General features: G+C 41.0%; 14 protein-coding genes, 1 other RNA gene and 2 pseudogenes. 14 read left to right on the top strand and 3 right to left on the bottom strand.

Annotation, left to right across the window (positions count from 1 at the left end; genetic code table 11):
• The first annotated feature begins 277 nt into the window (after positions 1-277).
• The 3 genes and pseudogenes from P20480_RS03630 (at position 278) to P20480_RS03640 (ending at position 6,057) form a co-directional block, all read left to right on the top strand.
• Positions 278-1,693 carry an efflux transporter outer membrane subunit gene (locus P20480_RS03630; protein WP_008131959.1) on the top strand — a complete coding sequence of 472 codons (1,416 nt, stop codon included), beginning with the start codon at positions 278-280 and terminating at the stop codon, positions 1,691-1,693.
• Positions 1,683-2,977: pseudogene (locus tag P20480_RS03635) on the top strand (efflux RND transporter periplasmic adaptor subunit). The gene P20480_RS03630 and the pseudogene P20480_RS03635 overlap by 11 nt, the downstream one beginning before the upstream one ends.
• Positions 2,974-6,057 (top strand): efflux RND transporter permease subunit, encoded by a 3,084-nt coding sequence (locus tag P20480_RS03640; RefSeq protein WP_008131956.1) that lies wholly within the window; start codon positions 2,974-2,976, stop codon positions 6,055-6,057. Before P20480_RS03635 ends, P20480_RS03640 begins: the two are co-directional and overlap by 4 nt.
• A 159-nt stretch (positions 6,058-6,216) precedes the next feature.
• On the opposite strand, the gene ssrS is transcribed toward P20480_RS03640, so the two are convergent.
• A non-coding RNA gene (gene ssrS, locus P20480_RS19305) (6S RNA) lies at positions 6,217-6,399 on the bottom strand.
• A gap of 193 nt (positions 6,400-6,592) precedes the next feature.
• Between ssrS and P20480_RS03645 the strand changes: the two genes are divergently transcribed.
• The 4 genes from P20480_RS03645 to P20480_RS03660 are packed head-to-tail and all read left to right on the top strand — an operon-like array spanning position 6,593 to position 10,878.
• Complete coding sequence (locus P20480_RS03645) at positions 6,593-7,156, top strand: UPF0149 family protein (protein ID WP_008131954.1); 564 nt, start codon at positions 6,593-6,595, stop codon at positions 7,154-7,156.
• Positions 7,157-7,189: 33 nt separating this feature from the next.
• Positions 7,190-8,512, top strand: coding sequence for a Xaa-Pro aminopeptidase (gene pepP / locus P20480_RS03650; protein ID WP_008131952.1), 1,323 nt, complete (start codon positions 7,190-7,192; stop codon positions 8,510-8,512).
• A 15-nt stretch (positions 8,513-8,527) separates the two neighbouring features.
• Positions 8,528-9,715, top strand: coding sequence for a 2-octaprenyl-6-methoxyphenyl hydroxylase (ubiH, locus tag P20480_RS03655; protein ID WP_008131949.1), 1,188 nt, complete (start codon positions 8,528-8,530; stop codon positions 9,713-9,715).
• A complete protein-coding gene (locus P20480_RS03660) occupies positions 9,712-10,878 on the top strand; it encodes an FAD-dependent monooxygenase (RefSeq protein WP_008131948.1) in 1,167 nt (388 codons plus the stop codon). Before ubiH ends, P20480_RS03660 begins: the two co-directional genes overlap by 4 nt.
• A gap of 255 nt (positions 10,879-11,133) precedes the next feature.
• Here the strand turns inward: P20480_RS03660 and P20480_RS18650 are convergent.
• Together P20480_RS18650 and P20480_RS18645 are read right to left on the bottom strand one after the other, a co-directional pair.
• Positions 11,134-12,323, bottom strand: a pseudogene (locus P20480_RS18650) (alpha/beta hydrolase).
• Positions 12,283-12,522, bottom strand: a complete 240-nt coding sequence (locus P20480_RS18645) for a hypothetical protein (protein WP_010557858.1) — start codon at positions 12,520-12,522, stop codon at positions 12,283-12,285. The pseudogene P20480_RS18650 and the gene P20480_RS18645 overlap by 41 nt, the downstream one beginning before the upstream one ends.
• A gap of 167 nt (positions 12,523-12,689) precedes the next feature.
• Between P20480_RS18645 and rpsF the strand changes: the two genes are divergently transcribed.
• The 7 genes from rpsF to P20480_RS03695 all read left to right on the top strand — a co-directional run bounded on the left by rpsF (position 12,690) and on the right by P20480_RS03695 (position 16,318).
• Positions 12,690-13,031: a 30S ribosomal protein S6 gene (gene rpsF, locus P20480_RS03665; protein ID WP_006793724.1), complete on the top strand. Its 342-nt coding sequence runs from the start codon at positions 12,690-12,692 to the stop codon at positions 13,029-13,031.
• 44 nt (positions 13,032-13,075) lie between these two features.
• The gene (priB, locus tag P20480_RS03670; protein WP_006793722.1) at positions 13,076-13,393 is read left to right on the top strand and encodes a primosomal replication protein N; all 318 of its coding nucleotides are present in this window, start codon (positions 13,076-13,078) and stop codon (positions 13,391-13,393) included.
• Positions 13,394-13,405: 12 nt separating this feature from the next.
• On the top strand, positions 13,406-13,633 hold the full coding sequence (rpsR, locus tag P20480_RS03675) for a 30S ribosomal protein S18 (RefSeq protein ID WP_006793721.1): 228 nt from the start codon (positions 13,406-13,408) through the stop codon (positions 13,631-13,633).
• Positions 13,634-13,668: 35 nt separating this feature from the next.
• Positions 13,669-14,121 carry a 50S ribosomal protein L9 gene (gene rplI / locus P20480_RS03680; RefSeq protein ID WP_006793720.1) on the top strand — a complete coding sequence of 151 codons (453 nt, stop codon included), beginning with the start codon at positions 13,669-13,671 and terminating at the stop codon, positions 14,119-14,121.
• A gap of 231 nt (positions 14,122-14,352) precedes the next feature.
• Entirely contained in the window at positions 14,353-14,901 is a 549-nt protein-coding gene (locus P20480_RS03685; protein WP_008131937.1) for an RNA polymerase sigma factor, read from the top strand.
• On the top strand, positions 14,888-15,373 hold the full coding sequence (locus P20480_RS03690; protein ID WP_006793718.1) for a hypothetical protein: 486 nt from the start codon (positions 14,888-14,890) through the stop codon (positions 15,371-15,373). Before P20480_RS03685 ends, P20480_RS03690 begins: the two co-directional genes overlap by 14 nt.
• A gap of 9 nt (positions 15,374-15,382) precedes the next feature.
• The gene (locus tag P20480_RS03695; protein WP_008131934.1) at positions 15,383-16,318 is read left to right on the top strand and encodes a DUF4097 family beta strand repeat-containing protein; all 936 of its coding nucleotides are present in this window, start codon (positions 15,383-15,385) and stop codon (positions 16,316-16,318) included.
• Positions 16,319-16,372 lie beyond the last annotated feature (54 nt).

The following is a 16,372-nucleotide window of genomic DNA, read 5'->3' as shown; positions in this document are numbered from 1 at the left end:
GTCTGTATAAGTCACCCATTCGATTTGGTTAGGCTGCACTACCTCGTTTACAACACTTTATTTTTTCCTGATAAATAAATTTTAATCTATATAAATAATGTTGTGATCTGATAGTGTTTATATTTACAAAGTTGCTGATCATTTAACTATACCTGCCGTATAACTCACTTATTAGTTCACTCATCGCTAGCTATGTAATGTTATGTAAAGTAAGTTGAGCAAAATTAGTCAAGGTGCTTGAATTACATTCATAAATAGCAGTAATTTAGGTTAAATTATGATTTGGCAATACAAGCCAACGTTATTGGCACTTAGTGTGATGCTGCTCAGTGGTTGTGCGAGTAATATAAATCCACAGGAGCGCCAACAAGCACCAAGTGATGTTCCTGAGCAGTGGCAACAACAAGCAGCAAGTTCAGTTTTGCAAGTGGATAATGAATGGTTAACGCAATTAAACACGCCATTGCTGAAAAAATATGTTACCCAAACGCTTAAAAACAATCAGCAACTATTACAAACTAGCTACGATGTTGCCATTACTAAGCAGCAACTTATTGCGTCCGGGGCAGACCTTTGGCCTAGCTTAGATTTATCTACGCGTACTAGCCGAAGTAAAGATAATCGGCCTGTTAGTTATAATAATGCTAGCTCCGTAAGCTTAAACTTAAATTATGAAGTTGACTTATGGGGCAAACTGTCAGATTCAAAACGTGAAGCTAACCTTTCATATTTAGCTCAAAAAGCGCGTTTTGAACAGGCTAAACAGCAGCTTGTTTCGGATGTTGTTCAAGGATGGTTTGATGTTGTGTCTGCACAGCAGCTACTCGATTTATATAAACGCCGTGAAGAAAATGCTAAGCAAAATCTCGATATAATTGAATCGGGTTACCGCCAAGGTATAAACGAAGCGCTCGATGTTTATTTAGCCCGCAATGAGCTAAATAACGAACGTTCACGCATAGCTACTCAAACAGCAAGCTTATCCAGTGCTGCAAGACTACTGGAGCGTTTATTAGGTGAGTACCCAAAAGGAGCAATTTCTGCAAGTAATGACTTACCGGTTATTAACACAGAAATTCCACTGGGAATCCCATCTGAACTTATTACCCGAAAGCCTGCATTACTTGCTAGTTGGTACGAGCTATTGGCGACCGATGCGTCATTGGCTTACGCACATAAACAGCGTTTTCCTAGTTTAAATTTAACTGCAAGCTTAAGTGATAGCACAGACAGGGTGAGTGATTTATTTTCTCCTTCAAGCCTTGCATGGTCTTTGCTAGGAAGTATTTCGGCACCTATTTTTGAGGGTGGTCGTTTACAAGCCAATGAAGAAATTGCACGCCTGAATACGCAAAAGCAAGAACAGCAATATCTGCAAACTCTGTATGATGCATTTGGCGATGTAGAAAACGCGATTTCGCAGCAGCAATCTTTAAAGGCTCAATATACAAGCACACTTGAAGCGCAAAAAAATGCACTTGCTGCCGAGCAGTTATCGTTTGAGCAATATCAAAGTGGCTTAGTCACTTACACCACAGTATTGGATGCACAAGATCGCTCATTCGATGCGCAAAGTTCACTAATACAAATTAAGAATCAATTAATTGCAAATAGAATCAACCTACATGTTGCCCTTGGTGGTGATTTTGAAAAACCATCAAGCGACCTAAAGAGTAACAACGATGAAAACTAAAACAGCTAAAATTATTATTCCAGCCGCGGTTGTTGTTACCGCTCTTTTAATTGTGTTTTTTATCAAAAGTAACCCACCAGAAGCGAGGCGTTTTGGCTCTGCACCAAAAGCAGCTATCAGCGTGTCGGTACTAGAGGTTGTGCCTCAACGTTACCAAGTAATGATAGACAGCTACGGTACAGTAAAGCCTCGCACACAAAGTTTACTTGTTGCTCAAGCATCAGGGCAAATCATCGACGTGAGTGATGAGTTTAGAGAAGGTGGTTTTTTTGAAAAAGGCGACGTGTTACTAAAGCTTGATGATAGAGATCATCAGGCAGAGGTTAAATCTGCACAAGCTAACTTACTTACAGCAGAACAAAGCTTGCTAGAAGAAAAAGCCCGCGGGCAACAAGCACTGACTGATTGGAAGCGCCTTGGTGGTTCAAGCCAAGCCAGCAGCTTGGTACTACGTGAGCCGCAATTAGCAGCTGCGCAGGCACAAGTTTTATCAGCACAAGCTACTCTTGAAAAAGCAGAGCTTGATTTAGAGCGTACAAAAGTGACTGCACCTTATGCTGGGCGCATACTTAGTCGTAGTGTCGATTTAGGCCAAGTAGTGACTAACAATACCCAGCTTGCCACGATTTACGCTATTGATAGCGTAGAAATTCGTTTACCAATAAAAAATAAAGACCTTTCGTTTGTAAACCTGCCAGAGCAATACCGTGATGGTGCTAAAAACCAAGCCGGTTCGTTAGTTAAATTTAGCTCTGATTTAGTGGGCGAACAAACATGGCAAGGCCAACTTGCACGCACTGAAGGCGCAATTGACGAAAACGCGCAGCAACTTTACGTAGTAGCAAAAATAGACGACCCATATAAATCAACCGAGAGTAACCAATACCCAATTAAAATAGGCCAATACATTAAGGCACAAATTGCAGGCAAAACGGTACAAAATGCGTTGATCATTCCCAACAGTACAATTTATCAAGGCACCTATGTTTACGTAGTTGAGGGTGATGTACTAAAACGTAAAGACGTTACTTTTGCATGGCAAAACGCAAACCAAGCAATGATCAAGACAGGATTAAAAGCAAACGACAAGTTGGTTATCACGCCACTTGGTCAAGTGAGTTCGGGCACTAAAGTGAGTATTTTAGGTGAAGAGCCAAAGGAAAAAAACCTAAAGGTATGCGCCCGTCGCGAGAGCAACTTGAGCAAAAAGCAAAAGAGCTTGGTATCAGTGTTGAAGAGTTAATAAAAAAACGTCGCGCAGCCAAGCAAGGAGATAAAGCATGATTGCTTGGTTTACCAAAAACCATGTTGCTGCCAATTTATTGTTAGTAACTTTGTTGTTGTCGGGACTATTTAGTTTATCGAGTAAAATACCACTTGAGGTGTTTCCGTCTTTCGAAACAGACATGATAAGCGTTGGTGTCAGCCTACGAGGTGCAACCCCTGAAGATGTAGAGCAGGGCGTAACAATTCGTATAGAAGAAGCGGTACAAGACCTAGAGGGTATTAAACAAATATTTAGCCGCTCGTCAGAGGGGTCAGGCTCTGTAACCATTGAGGTTGAAAGTGGTTACGATCCTCGTGAACTGTTGGCTGATATTAAAAGCCGAGTGGATGCGATTAATACATTTCCTGGCGATGCCGAAAAACCAATTGTTGCGCTGGCTGAGCGCAAAAGAGAAGTAATAGCTGTTACTGTATCAAGTGATTACGGCGAAAAAGAAACGCGTGAATACGCAGAAACAGTGCGAGATCAAATACTGCGTTTGCCTAATGTAACGCAGGTAGAGCTAAGTGGTGTACGAGATTATGAGTTAGCCATTGAAGTTAGCCAAGACACACTTCGCCAATATAACCTGAGCCTTGCGCAAATATCGAGTGCGATTGCTAATTCGAGTTCTGATATTTCTGCCGGTAACTTAAAAACAGAAGGTGGCGATGTACTGATCAGCTCAAAAGGGCAGGCTTACCGCAAAGACGAATTTGCTAGCATAGTCGTCAAAAACCAAGCCGACGGAACAATTATTCGCCTAGGTGATATTGCTACAATAAAAGACGACTTTGAAGAAACGCCAGTGCGTACCCGTTTTAATGGTAAGCAAGCTGCGTTTATAGACGTTTACCGAATTGGCCCGCAAAGCGCGATAACCGTGGCAGACGATGTTAAAAACTACATTGAAGAACAGCAGGCCACGCTACCACAAGGTTTTAAACTGAGCTATTGGGACGACGATTCAGAGTTAGTTAAAAGCCGTATCGCAACCTTAACCAGTAATGCTCTACAAGGTGGTATTTTAGTTCTGGCACTGCTCACGCTATTTTTGCGCCCGGCAATTGCATTTTGGGTATTTATTGGTATTCCAGTATCGTTTATGGGCGCATTTATCGCGATGCCAATTTTTGGTGTAACGCTAAATATAATGAGCTTATTTGGCTTTATTTTAGTGCTCGGTATTGTAGTAGATGACGCTATAGTAACCGGCGAAAACGTGTATACCCATTTAAAAACGGCAAAATCGGGTGAGCAGGCTGCTATATTGGGTACTCAAGAAGTGGCTACTCCGGTTACCTTTGGTGTGCTGACTACGGTTGCTGCCTTTTTACCTTTAGCATTTATTGAAGGGGCACGCGGCGCCTTATTTGCGCAAATTCCGGTAGTCGTCATTCCGGTGTTATTGTTCTCGCTAATTGAATCTAAATTTGTGTTACCAGCACATTTAAAATACATAAAATTACGCCACCAAAAGGGTGAACCATCGAAGCTTGAAGCAATTCAACAACGCTTTGCAGATGGCTTTGAAAGTGCAATTTTAAAATATTATCAACCTATCTTAAACACTGCTTTACGCCATAAATTAGCAACGGTCAGTTTATTTGTTGGGGTATTTTTTATAATTTTAACCATGATCACCAGCGGTTGGACTAAGTTTATCTTTTTCCCACGAATTCCTAGCGAAACCGTACGGGTTAACCTAACACTGCCAACGGGTACGCCGTTTGAAGTAACCAATAAATACGTGATTGATATGTCTGAAAAGGCCCAGCAACTACAAGATAAATATCGTGACCCTGACACTGGCGAGAGCGTTATTTTAAATATACTCGCCACTACAGGCGGGCGCGGTGGTGTATCCAACTCTGGAGCGGTACGCTTTGAAATCACACCTGCAGAAAAACGTGAATCAGACATAGGCTCACGCGAGCTTGCAAGTGAGTGGCGTGATTTAATTGGGATTATACCAGGGGCAGAAAGCTTAACATTTAGAGCTGAAATTGGTCGAAGTTCAGACCCAATAGACGTTCAATTAAGTGGCACCTCGCTAACAATACTGCAAGATGTGGCTGATAATATTAAAAACCGTTTAGCAACGTACCCAACGGTGTTTGATATTGCCGATAGTATGTCTGATGGTAAAGAAGAATTACGTATAGAGCTTACACAACAAGGTTTAGCGCTTGGTTTAAATCGTGTAAATGTAGCAGGGCAAGTGCGAAATTCGTTTTTTGGCTCGCAAGTTCAACGAATTCAACGCGGACGAGACGACGTGCGTGTAATGGTGCGTTTACCTATTGATGAGCGCCGCTCGATAGCTGATTTACAAAATATACTAATAAACACCCCCGATGGCGGTTCTGTACCATTGTCACATGTGGCAACGCTTACGGCAGGACAAAGCCCATCGACTATAAACCGTATTGATCGTTACCGCACACTAAACGTGACGGCTGATATAGAAAAAAACAACACTAACATGACGGTGCTTCAAGCCGACCTCGCACAATACTTAGACGAGCTAATGCAGCAATACCCGGGGGTTGATTATAAACTTGAAGGTGAAGCTAAAGAGCAAAGAGAGTCGTTTGGCTCACTGGCTTGGGCGTTAGTATTTGTATTTTTTATAATTTATGCGTTATTGGCCATTCCGTTTAAGTCATACATGCAACCAATTATTGTTATGAGCGTTATTCCATTTGGCATGATTGGCGCAGTAGTAGGGCACTGGATAATGGGTATGGACTTAACCATTATGAGCCTACTAGGTATGCTTGCGTTAATAGGTGTGGTAGTGAACGATTCGCTCGTATTAGTCGATTTCATTAATAAAAAACGTAGCGAAGGTGGCGATTTAATAGAGGCTGTTAAACTCGCTGGCGCATCGCGCTTTCGTCCAGTTATGCTCACTAGTTTAACCACTTTTATAGGCTTAATGCCGCTGCTGTTTGAAAAAGCCACACAAGCGCAGTTTTTAATACCTATGGCCGTTAGTTTAGGGTTTGGGATTATTTTTGCGACCTTTATTACTTTATTGCTAGTACCAGTCAATTATATGTTGATGGAACGATTTCAAGGCTGGTTTAAATAATACAAAAACGTGTTGATACAAAAGCTGTAGGTATTCAATTGCCTGCAGTCTTTTTTGTTTTTAGCTATGCAAAATTGAAAATTATTTAAGGCGTTAAATAGATAAAAGTAGATGTATAAAGAGGTTTGATTGTGCGTGTTAAAACGCGAGTAGATAATGGTGTTCCCCAAGATACGGTACTCGGTTTCAGTCCTGAAACCAGAAGGTTTCAGGGCGGGAATCTGCGGTTTACCGTAGGCTTCTCGGTACATGCCAAGCTTGCACAATAGTAAACGAACAGAAACCCTGGTATAAAATTTATCGGCTCAGGGACTTAACCCAGCTCCAGTATCCCAGGGAACAAATTAAGTATATAAGACATATGCCAATCCTTAAACCCAAAACGTAAAAAATTAAGTCGTTCGCTTAGTTTTCCCACACCTTTAACTCGCTGTTTACTTTATTGCGTAGTTTTTGAGCGTGATCATACAATTAATTGGAGTTGCTTTTTATCGAGTGGTAGCATTGCTTTAACTAGCAAAGCGAAGGCTTGATTATGAACGATTTACCAGATTACGAAAAAGCTCAACTACTTTTAGAAAAAAACGAAATATTTGTTTCTCCTGCCGAAGCGCATGGTGTTATTAGTGGTTTATTAGCATGTGGACTAAGTATTGACGACAAGGAGTACCTAGGCCTTTTAAGCGATGTATTCAACGATGGTGAATCGTTCGGTAATGGTTTAAAAGCATTTTTTGGCACTATTTATAAGCAAGTTGTTGCAAGCTTTAATGATGAAGAGTTTCAGTTTGATTTATTTTTACCAAGTGACGACGAAACACTCATCGATCAGGCTAATGGCCTCGTATCATGGGTATCGGGATTTATGCTTGGTTTTGGTTTAAAGCAAAAAGATTACGGTAAGCTGTCGGCTGACGTGAAAGAAGTAATTAGCGACTTTAGCGAAATAACACGCCTAGATACCACTTTTGAAGAAACCGAAGAAGATGCTAACGCACTTCACGAAGTTATTGAATATGTACGTGTATCGGCACTACTTTGTTTTGCTGAGCTAGGTAAAGAGCAAAGCAGCCAAAGTGATAAAAAAACGCTTCATTAAACTTAATTAAAAAGTACAACGGGTTAGCTAATAATGGTTGAAATAAAAAAGTCAGAGTTTAAAGCACGCAGAGAACGCTTACTTGCACAAATGGACGATAACAGCATTGCGCTTATTCCGGCTGCTAGCGAAGTAACGCGAAGCCGCGATACTGACTATGCTTTTAGACAAGATAGCGACTTTTTTTATTTAACCGGTTTTAACGAACCCGATGCTGTATTGGTGCTTTGTAACAACAGCGATACACCCAGCACCCTATTTTGCCTTGATAAAGACAAATTAGCCGAAATTTGGCATGGCCGACGTGTTGGTTTTGATAAAGCCAAAAGCGACTACTTATTTGACGAGGCCTACCCATTAAGTGATTTAGAAGAGCAACTGCTTGAGCTACTAAATGGTAAAAATGCGATTTATTTTGCACAAGGCGCTTATGATTCATTTGATAGTAAAGTTTTTTCTCTTTTAGGTACACTTCGTGGCGGGGCTCGCAAAGGCCTTAAAGCACCGAGTACGTTAAAAGAAATCCGCGGCCTTATCCATGAAATGCGTTTATTTAAATCGCCGAGTGAAATAGAGGTAATGCGCGAAGGCTGTGAAATTAGCGCCCGTGGCCACATGCGAGCTATGCGCTTTTCACATGCAGGAGCAACTGAGTTTCAATTAGAAGCCGAGCTTCATCATCATTATGCAATGAACGGCGCACCTCATCCGGCTTACGGCACAATTGTAGGTAGCGGCGATAACGCTAATATTCTGCATTACACGCAAAATAGCGATGTACTTAAAAATGGCGATCTAGTACTTATTGATTCAGGTTGTGAGCTACAAGGCTACGCAGCCGATATAACACGTACATTTCCGGTAAATGGCCAGTTTAGTGAAGAACAATCCGCGCTTTATAATATTGTTCTTAACGCACAACTGGCTGCCTTTGAAGAAATTAAACCCGGTGGTTATCTGTCCCACGCTAATAAATTAGCAATGGAAGTACTAACGCAAGGCTTACTTGATTTAGGTATTTTAACTGGCGACTTTACTGAACTAATGGCGCAACAAGCCTGTAAAGAATATTACATGCATGGCCTTGGGCATTGGCTGGGGTTAGACGTGCATGATGTAGGTGATTATAAAATAAATAACGTTGAGCGAGCATTTGAGCCTGGTATGGTTTTAACCATAGAGCCAGGACTTTATATAAGCGAAGACTCAAACGCGCCACAAAAGTACAAAGGTATTGGTATTCGTATAGAAGATAATTTACTCGTTACCGAGTCAGGCCATGAAAACCTTACTTTAAGCGTGCCTAAAAGCATTAGCGATATTCAAGCACTTATGCAACAAACTACAAGCGCATAACGGGTGGAGAGCACAATGGCTAAGCAGTTTGATGTTGTAGTAATTGGTGGTGGTTTAGTTGGCGCAAGTTGCGCACTTAGTATTGCTAAAATAAACCCCTCAATAAACATTGCCGTGGTAGAAGCAAGCCAAGTAACCGATGAATACCACCCAAGCTTTGACGACCGAAGCATTGCGCTTGCTCAGCAATCGGTAGAGTATTTACAAACACTTAATTTATTTGACCAAAATGCCCCTTACACCTCTGCTATTAAAAAAGTGAGCGTGTCTGATAGAGGTCATTTTGGTAAAACCCACATCCAAAGCGCTGAATTTGCAAAACCTTCTTTAGGGTATGTCGTTGAGGTTAATCCATTTGGGCGCGCGCTTCATCAGCGGCTATTGCAATCAAGCATTAGCTTATTTTGCCCTGATAGCGTACTCGAAATACAACAAACGTTGCATAGCAACGCACTGACTTTGCAAAGTGGCGAACAACTTAATGCCAAGCTAATTATTGTAGCCGATGGCGCGCAATCTCCTACACGCCAATTACTGGGCCTTAATTTTAATACTCAGCCTTATGAGCAAGGCGCTATTATTGCCAATATAGAAGTAGCCGAAGGGCATAATAACCATGCCTTTGAACGCTTTACTCAGCATGGCCCTATGGCACTATTACCGATGAGCAATAACCGCTATTCATTGGTGTGGTGTATGGAAAAAGAGCAAATTAATTCATACATGGACTTAAATGAAATCGAGTTTTTAAGTGCATTACAATCAGCCTTTGGTTACCGCGCAGGGCAATTTGTTAAAGTGGGTATGCGCGCAAGCTACCCGCTGGTATATGGGCAAGCCGAATCGTTAATAGCTCATCGAACGGTGGTTATTGGTAATGCTGCTCATGCTATTCATCCCATTGCAGGGCAAGGCTTTAATTTAGGCCTGCGTGATGTACAAGTACTGAGTGATTTAATTGCCAATAGCTCTAATGAGTTAGGGAGCTATGCGTTTACACGCGAGTATGGCCAGTTGCGCTGTCAAGATATAAAAACAGTGATGACTTTAACAGATGCCTTAGTAAGGTTATTTTCAAATTCATCTCGAGTATTAGCACTTGGGCGAAGCATTGGCTTGTTTTCAATGGATTTATTCCCCGCATTAAAAGCCCCGTTAGCAAAACAATTAATGGGGCAAGTTAAACAAGGTTCACGTTTATGAAGCAAACACAGGTGTGTATTGTTGGTGGTGGTTGCGTGGGGCTGACGTTAGCCCTTGGGCTAGCTAAGGCTAATATTAGTGTTGTGGTACTCGATGCAGCATCAACACAAGCCCCTTCAACTGATGAATACGGTTTACGCGTAAGCGCACTTAGTATTGCAAGCCAAACATTATTAGAGCAATTAAACGTTTGGCCTGAAATTATTGCTCAGCGTGCATGTGCATATACCCATATGGATGTTCGCGATGCCGACAGCTTTGGTAAAATAACCTTTAATAACAAACAACTTGAGCTCGACCATTTGGGGCATATAGTTGAAAACGATATTATTCGCTTTGCACTTATTAAACAGTTAGAGCAGCAAAGCAATGCTACGCTAATGTTTGATACCGAATACCAGCAAATACACCAAAGTGAATCAGACGTATTTGTAACCCTTAAAAGCGGCGAGCCTATTATTGCTAAGCTGCTGGTGGCGGCTGATGGCGCAAATTCAGCTATTCGTAAACAATTTAATATGGCGCTGACCTTTAAAGATTACGATCACCATGCACTCGTTGCTACAGTAAAAACAAAAGAGCCACACGCAAATACTGCGCGACAAGTGTTTTTACCTTCGGGGCCATTGGCATTTTTACCATTGAGTGACGCTAACACTCATTCTATTGTGTGGTCTACTAGCCCCCACCATTGTGATGAATTACTAGCAATGGACGACAACGACTTTAATAAAGCCGTAATGGCTGCCATAGATGGGCAATGCGGCCTGTGTGAAGTGCAAAGTAAACGCGTAGCATTTCCACTTAAAATGCGTTACGCCCAGCAATGGGTGAGCGGCAAAGTGGTATTAATGGGTGATGCAGCGCACACCATTCACCCATTGGCAGGGCTGGGTATGAACCTAGGCCTAAAAGACGCCGCGTATTTAATTGAGTTACTCACAAGTGATAGTAAAGAATTTGCCAGCACGCGCACGCTTCGTGATTACGAGCGTACCCGCAAACTCGACGCGCAAAAGCACATAGCCATGATGCAAGGGCTTAAAGAGTTATTTGAAGGTGCCAACCCGGTTAAAAAGCTGATACGTGGAGTCGGGCTGTCACTTGTTGATAACCTAGGCCCAATAAAACACCTATTCGCCAAAGAAGCGATAGGGAAGTGATAAAGACAAGCGGTTAGTTTTTTAGCTGTCAGTTTTTAGCAAAGAAAAACCGATGTTTAGTTTAAACATCGGTTTTTTATTTTAAGTGGCTTTATACAGATTAAAAGCTGCGCTTTTTTACGCGAGCAAGCTCTGCGTCTTCATGCAAAGTTTAACACTAAGCTTAATTTCACCTGTAGGCGTTTAGCTTGGCGGCGCGACGAGCATAGCGCGTAATTATTATCGTTAGTTAAAAAGCGCTTTGCGTTAAATTAGTTACAAATTGGCTTGGGCTTCATTCACCATATCTTGTAGTGCATCAATTAACAGTGGGTCGCGCGAATTTTGTTTAGCAAGTTTTAGTGCGTGTTTCATGCTGGTAACAGCTTCTTTAAATTGTTTGTCAGCTGTGTACCCTTGAGATAATCGCATGTGGGAGTAGGCTGCATTTGAGTAATCGTGAGTAAAGTGTTTAAGCGTCGTTATCGCTTTTTTAGTATTACCAAACTTTTGCTGGCGGTGGGCAAATTCTACGTACACATCTTGTGGAATTTTAAGCTCAAATCCGTACTTATCGCTCAGTGCTTGGTAGTAACCGGTAATAAGCGATACATCAGCAAATTTTCCATGTTCGTCTGTTACTTTAAATATTAGGTCGCTAAACAAGTGAATTAGGCTATCGCTAAGTTGGTGCCCATATGACTAAAAGTAGGGTAATGCTTATATTCCCACTTTAGCTGTGTGGGCATTTGTTGTTCTAAATTTACTAACGTATTTAATGCGCCTGTATAAAAACGTGCGCCTTCACTCGCTACACTAATAAATAACTCTTGAGCACCTTTAGGATTTTTAGTGTATTTAATAATATTATTTTTTAACTCTTCGTCACTCCACCAACTATTTGGGCTAATAGCGATGTAGTTGTTAAATAATTCAGGCTGATTAACTAAAGTATAAAGCGCTAATGTACCAGCGTTAGAGTGACCAATTAAAGTGTTGTAGCCGTTAGTTGAGTAATTATTGTTTATGTATGGCATGAGTTCGTCAGACACAAACTTTAAAAAGTTGTCGGTTTGCCCAGCGTCAGGCCATTTATTTTTAACAAAGGTTTGAAACTCCGTTTTAGGCTCACCCTCTACTTTAGGTAAGTAATCACGAACTCGGTTAGTTGTATCAATAGCAACAAGCATGGCATTAGGTATTTGCTCGTAATCAACAAGGGACTTTATAACGCCAGAGGCCGTATGAAAGTGCTCAACACCATCAAGTAAATAAATAACATAAAGCGGCTGATCGTCTTTTACAGTGTCAGGTATGAAGATGCTGATTGGCCTATCTTCGTTAAGTATTTTTGATTGTAGAATAACTTTTTTACCAACGGTTATGTCGGTTGTAGCGGTGTTTGAATAGCTAAAAAAAGAGGTGCTAAAAGTAAGTATCAAGGCAAGCGATAATAAAAGCTTCATAAATATCCTTATTTAATAATGTGTTGCTTAATAATTGCACGGCTTTAGGCTTGAGTAAACGTTTATATTTTAGGAGCACATACAGGGCTTTATTAATTAAAAGCTTTGATTTTTTTGTGCGAGCAAGCTCAGCGACTTCCAAAAAAACGAAGGCACTTACTTTCAATTTACTTATTGATAGCGGGGCATCGAGTACCATCACCCAATAGCTTTAACACTTATCTATTAAAGCTTAAAAAACCTGCTTGCTTAATTATCCTACTAAGCGTAAAATGCGCGCTCATTTCGGCTTTTAAACTATTAATTCCTTGCCTTAAACCGACCGGCCGAAACGGTAGAAGGCTCTATTAACCGTAAGGAATATCCATGCGTCATTACGAAATCGTATTCATGGTTCACCCAGATCAGAGTGAGCAAGTTGCTGGTATGATCGAACGTTATACTGGTTCTATCACTGAAGCTGGTGGTTCAATCCACCGTCTTGAAGATTGGGGCCGTCGTCAATTGGCTTACCCAATTAACAAGCTTCATAAAGCTCATTATGTTCTTATGAACGTTGAAGCACCTACTGAAGTAATCAGCGAGCTAGAAACTACTTTCCGCTACAACGATGCAGTGCTTCGTAACTTAGTTATCCGCACTAAATCTGCAGTAACTGAAGCGTCTCCTCTTGCAAGAGAAGAGAAGAAAGAAGCACCAGCTGCTTAATTGTTTTGAGTCCAAGCATGGCGTTTAACTGGCGGTAAATATAAATGGTTAGCCCTTTTATGAATCAGCTGGTTTTATCTGGGGTAGTTTGTAAAACACCCAAGTTAAGCCAAAGCCCTGCTGGCATCCCGCATTGCATTTTTGTTTTAGAACATAAATCGATGCAAACCGAAGCAGACCTTAACCGTAATAGTTATGTAAAGCTTCAGGTTGTTGCCAGTGGAAAGCAAATGCAACAACAGACTCAACATTTGCACGTTGGGCAGGCATTGCAAGTGAGTGGTTTTTTAAATCGCCACGAAGGTCGTAACGGCCTTAGCCAATTGGTTTTGCATGCTCAGCATATAGAAAGAATTATTTGAGGAATTAATCTCATGGCACGTTATTTCAGACGTCGTAAGTTCTGCCGCTTTAAAGCGGAAGGCGTACAACAAATCGATTACAAAGATCTAGCTACTCTTAGAAACTATGTTACAGAAAGTGGCAAAATCGTACCTAGCCGTATTACAGGTACTAGCGCTAAATTCCAGCGCCAGCTAGCAACTGCTATTAAGCGTGCTCGCTACTTAGCCCTTCTTCCATACACTGACTTACATAAGTAAGCAGCGGATTAACAGTTTTTAAAAGGTGTAGAAACATGCAAGTTATTCTACTAGATAAGATCGCTAACCTAGGTAGCCTAGGTGAACAGGTTGTAGTTAAATCTGGTTTCGCACGTAACTTCCTTTTCCCTCAAGGTAAGGCAGTTCCTGCGACTAAAGCTAACATTGAAACGTTTGACGCTCGTCGCGCAGAACTTGAAGCGAAAATCGCTGAACAGTTAGTTGCTGCACAAGCACGCGCTGAAAAACTAGAAGCATTAGCAGAAGTTACTTTAGTATCTAAAGCTGGTGACGAAGGTAAGTTATTCGGTTCAATCGGTACTCGTGACATCGCTGACGCTATCTCAGCTGTTGGTGTTGAAGTTGCTAAGTCAGAAGTTCGTTTGCCTCTAGGTACTATCCGTGAGACTGGTGAATTTGACGTATCAATTTCTGTTCACACAGACGTAACGGCTACTATCAAAGTAATCGTAATCGCTGAAGCTTAATTTTTAATTAAGCGACAAAAGCCGTGCTTTTAGCACGGCTTTTTTGTGCCTAAAATTCAGTGTTTATATTATTAATGTGGTAAAGCCTCCTAATACTCTTCTTATTTAGAATTTAAATTCTTTAAATTTATTTTCATTTCATTCAAACCTTTTACCGCTGTTATTGCGTCTAACTTATCAATACACTTGAAATGGTACCAATACCATAATAATTAAAAGGTGATATCACGGATGTTACACGTTAAACCCGATCAACCCGCTGAATGCGAAAATGCATTGATTGAGCGCGTAAAGTCGGGTGATCAAAGTGCATACACAATGCTTTACCAATTGCATATTAAACGCGTTTACGGTTTGTGCTTGCGCTTATTAGCTGATCAGTCACACGCTGAGGATGCTGCGCAAGAAGTGTTTGTTCAGGTGTGGCACAAAATAGCAATGTTTGATGGTCGTTCGCAGTTTTCTACTTGGTTATACAGTGTGGCGAGTAATATTGCGATTAACTACTTACGTAAACAAAAAAGCTGGGTACAAAAAGTCGTTAGCATTGAACAAGACGGTATGGATGAGCAATCGGCTAAAGACTGTAAAGGCTTAAACGGCTTAGATAAGCTAATTGTTAGGTTACCTGAGCGCGCACGCATGGTGTTTGTATTGTTTGCAGTAGAAGGTTATCGACATGAAGAAATAGCAGAGCAGTTGGGTATTGCCGTTGGATCAAGCAAGTCACAATATCATCGAGCAAGGCAGTTATTACAAGAGTGGTATGAAAATGAATAAACCAAACTTTGACGACTTTTTAGATAAATCATTAAACACGCTTGATAAAGAGATAACGCCACAAAAAGATCTGTGGGCAGGTATAGAAAGAGCCATTGTAAATACCAATGAGCCTGAGCAATCAGCCGTTACTTTATGGCCAAAGTTAAGCGCAATTGCGGCATGTACCGTTGCTGCACTAGTGGCGCTCAATATGTTTGTAATAAACCCTAAACCACAACCGGTTGTGGCCATAAGTGACTATTTTGCACAGCAAAAGCAAAGCTTACTGGTGCAGTATAAAAATCAAGACGCCTTAACCGATAATTGGCAAACACAATTACAAGAACTTGAAGAGGCAGAATATGCCATTAAGCAAGCACTTAAAAACGAACCCCAAAACCAAGCATTGCTAACAATGTTAGCGCAGATTTATCAACAACAACTTGATTTGATTAATAAGGTGCATGCACCTCGTTGGCAAAGTATTTAGGAGAAAAACATGAAAGCAATTTTACTAGGATTAAGCTTATTTCCACTTGCTGTATTTGCAGGAGAAAAAATTGATAAACAAATAGAAGTGCCAAAAGAGGGTACTGTTTTTATTGAGAATCAGCGTGGTGATGTAAGTATTGCTGGTTGGGATAAAAGCGAGTTTAAAGTAGTGGGCGAGCTTGACGATAAGGCAGAAGGTTTTGAGCTCGAAACGAGAGGCGACAATACATATTTTGTTGTAAAAATGCCACGTAAAATGGGCTGGGGTAGCAATGGCGATGGCTCTAAACTAACTATTTTTATGCCGCATAGCAGCGCATTAGACTTTCGTGGTGTTAATGTATCGGTAATAGCTAAAGCACTTAAAAATGGTGCAGAAGTAAATGTGGTTAATGGTGAAATTACCGCACAAAATTTAGCAGGTAATATTAAGCTAACCAGCGTTAACGGTGATGTGAATGCACAAAGCCTGAGCGGTAATATTCAATTTGAAACGGTAAATGGCGAAATAAATGATGAACAGTCTAGTGGTGAGTTACGCTTTAGCGCTGTGAATGGTGATATTAAGTCGTCATCAAGCGCGAGCGATGTTCGTCTTGAAAATGTGAACGGTGACATAAACTTTAAGCTGGCTAGCATCAAAAACCTACGTATAAACACTGTAAATGGTGAAGCTGAAGTTCGTATTGGTGAGCTACTGGACAGTGCAGATGTACGTTTCGAATCAGTAAGTGGCGATGCAGAATTTTTCTTCCCTGCTAATGTATCGGCTAAATTTGAGATTGAAGCCCATGCCAATGGCAAAATTATTAATGAGCTTAGCGATGACAAAGTAAAAAAAGCCAAATATGGCCCAGCCAGTGAGCTTGAGTTTGTTATTAATGGCGGCAATGCAGACGTTGAAATGGATACTATAAGTGGCCGTATTGAGCTTAAAAGGTAAATCGTAAACTTTTGAGTTACAAAAAGCAGGAAAAGATTTCCTGCTTTGCTATTT

The organism is Pseudoalteromonas sp. BSi20480 (assembly GCF_000241365.1).
Taxonomy (GTDB): Bacteria; Pseudomonadota; Gammaproteobacteria; order Enterobacterales; family Alteromonadaceae; genus Pseudoalteromonas; species Pseudoalteromonas marina.
The sequence above is the reverse complement of the archived record's forward strand: the minus strand, read 5'-3'. Positions and strand labels throughout refer to the sequence as shown.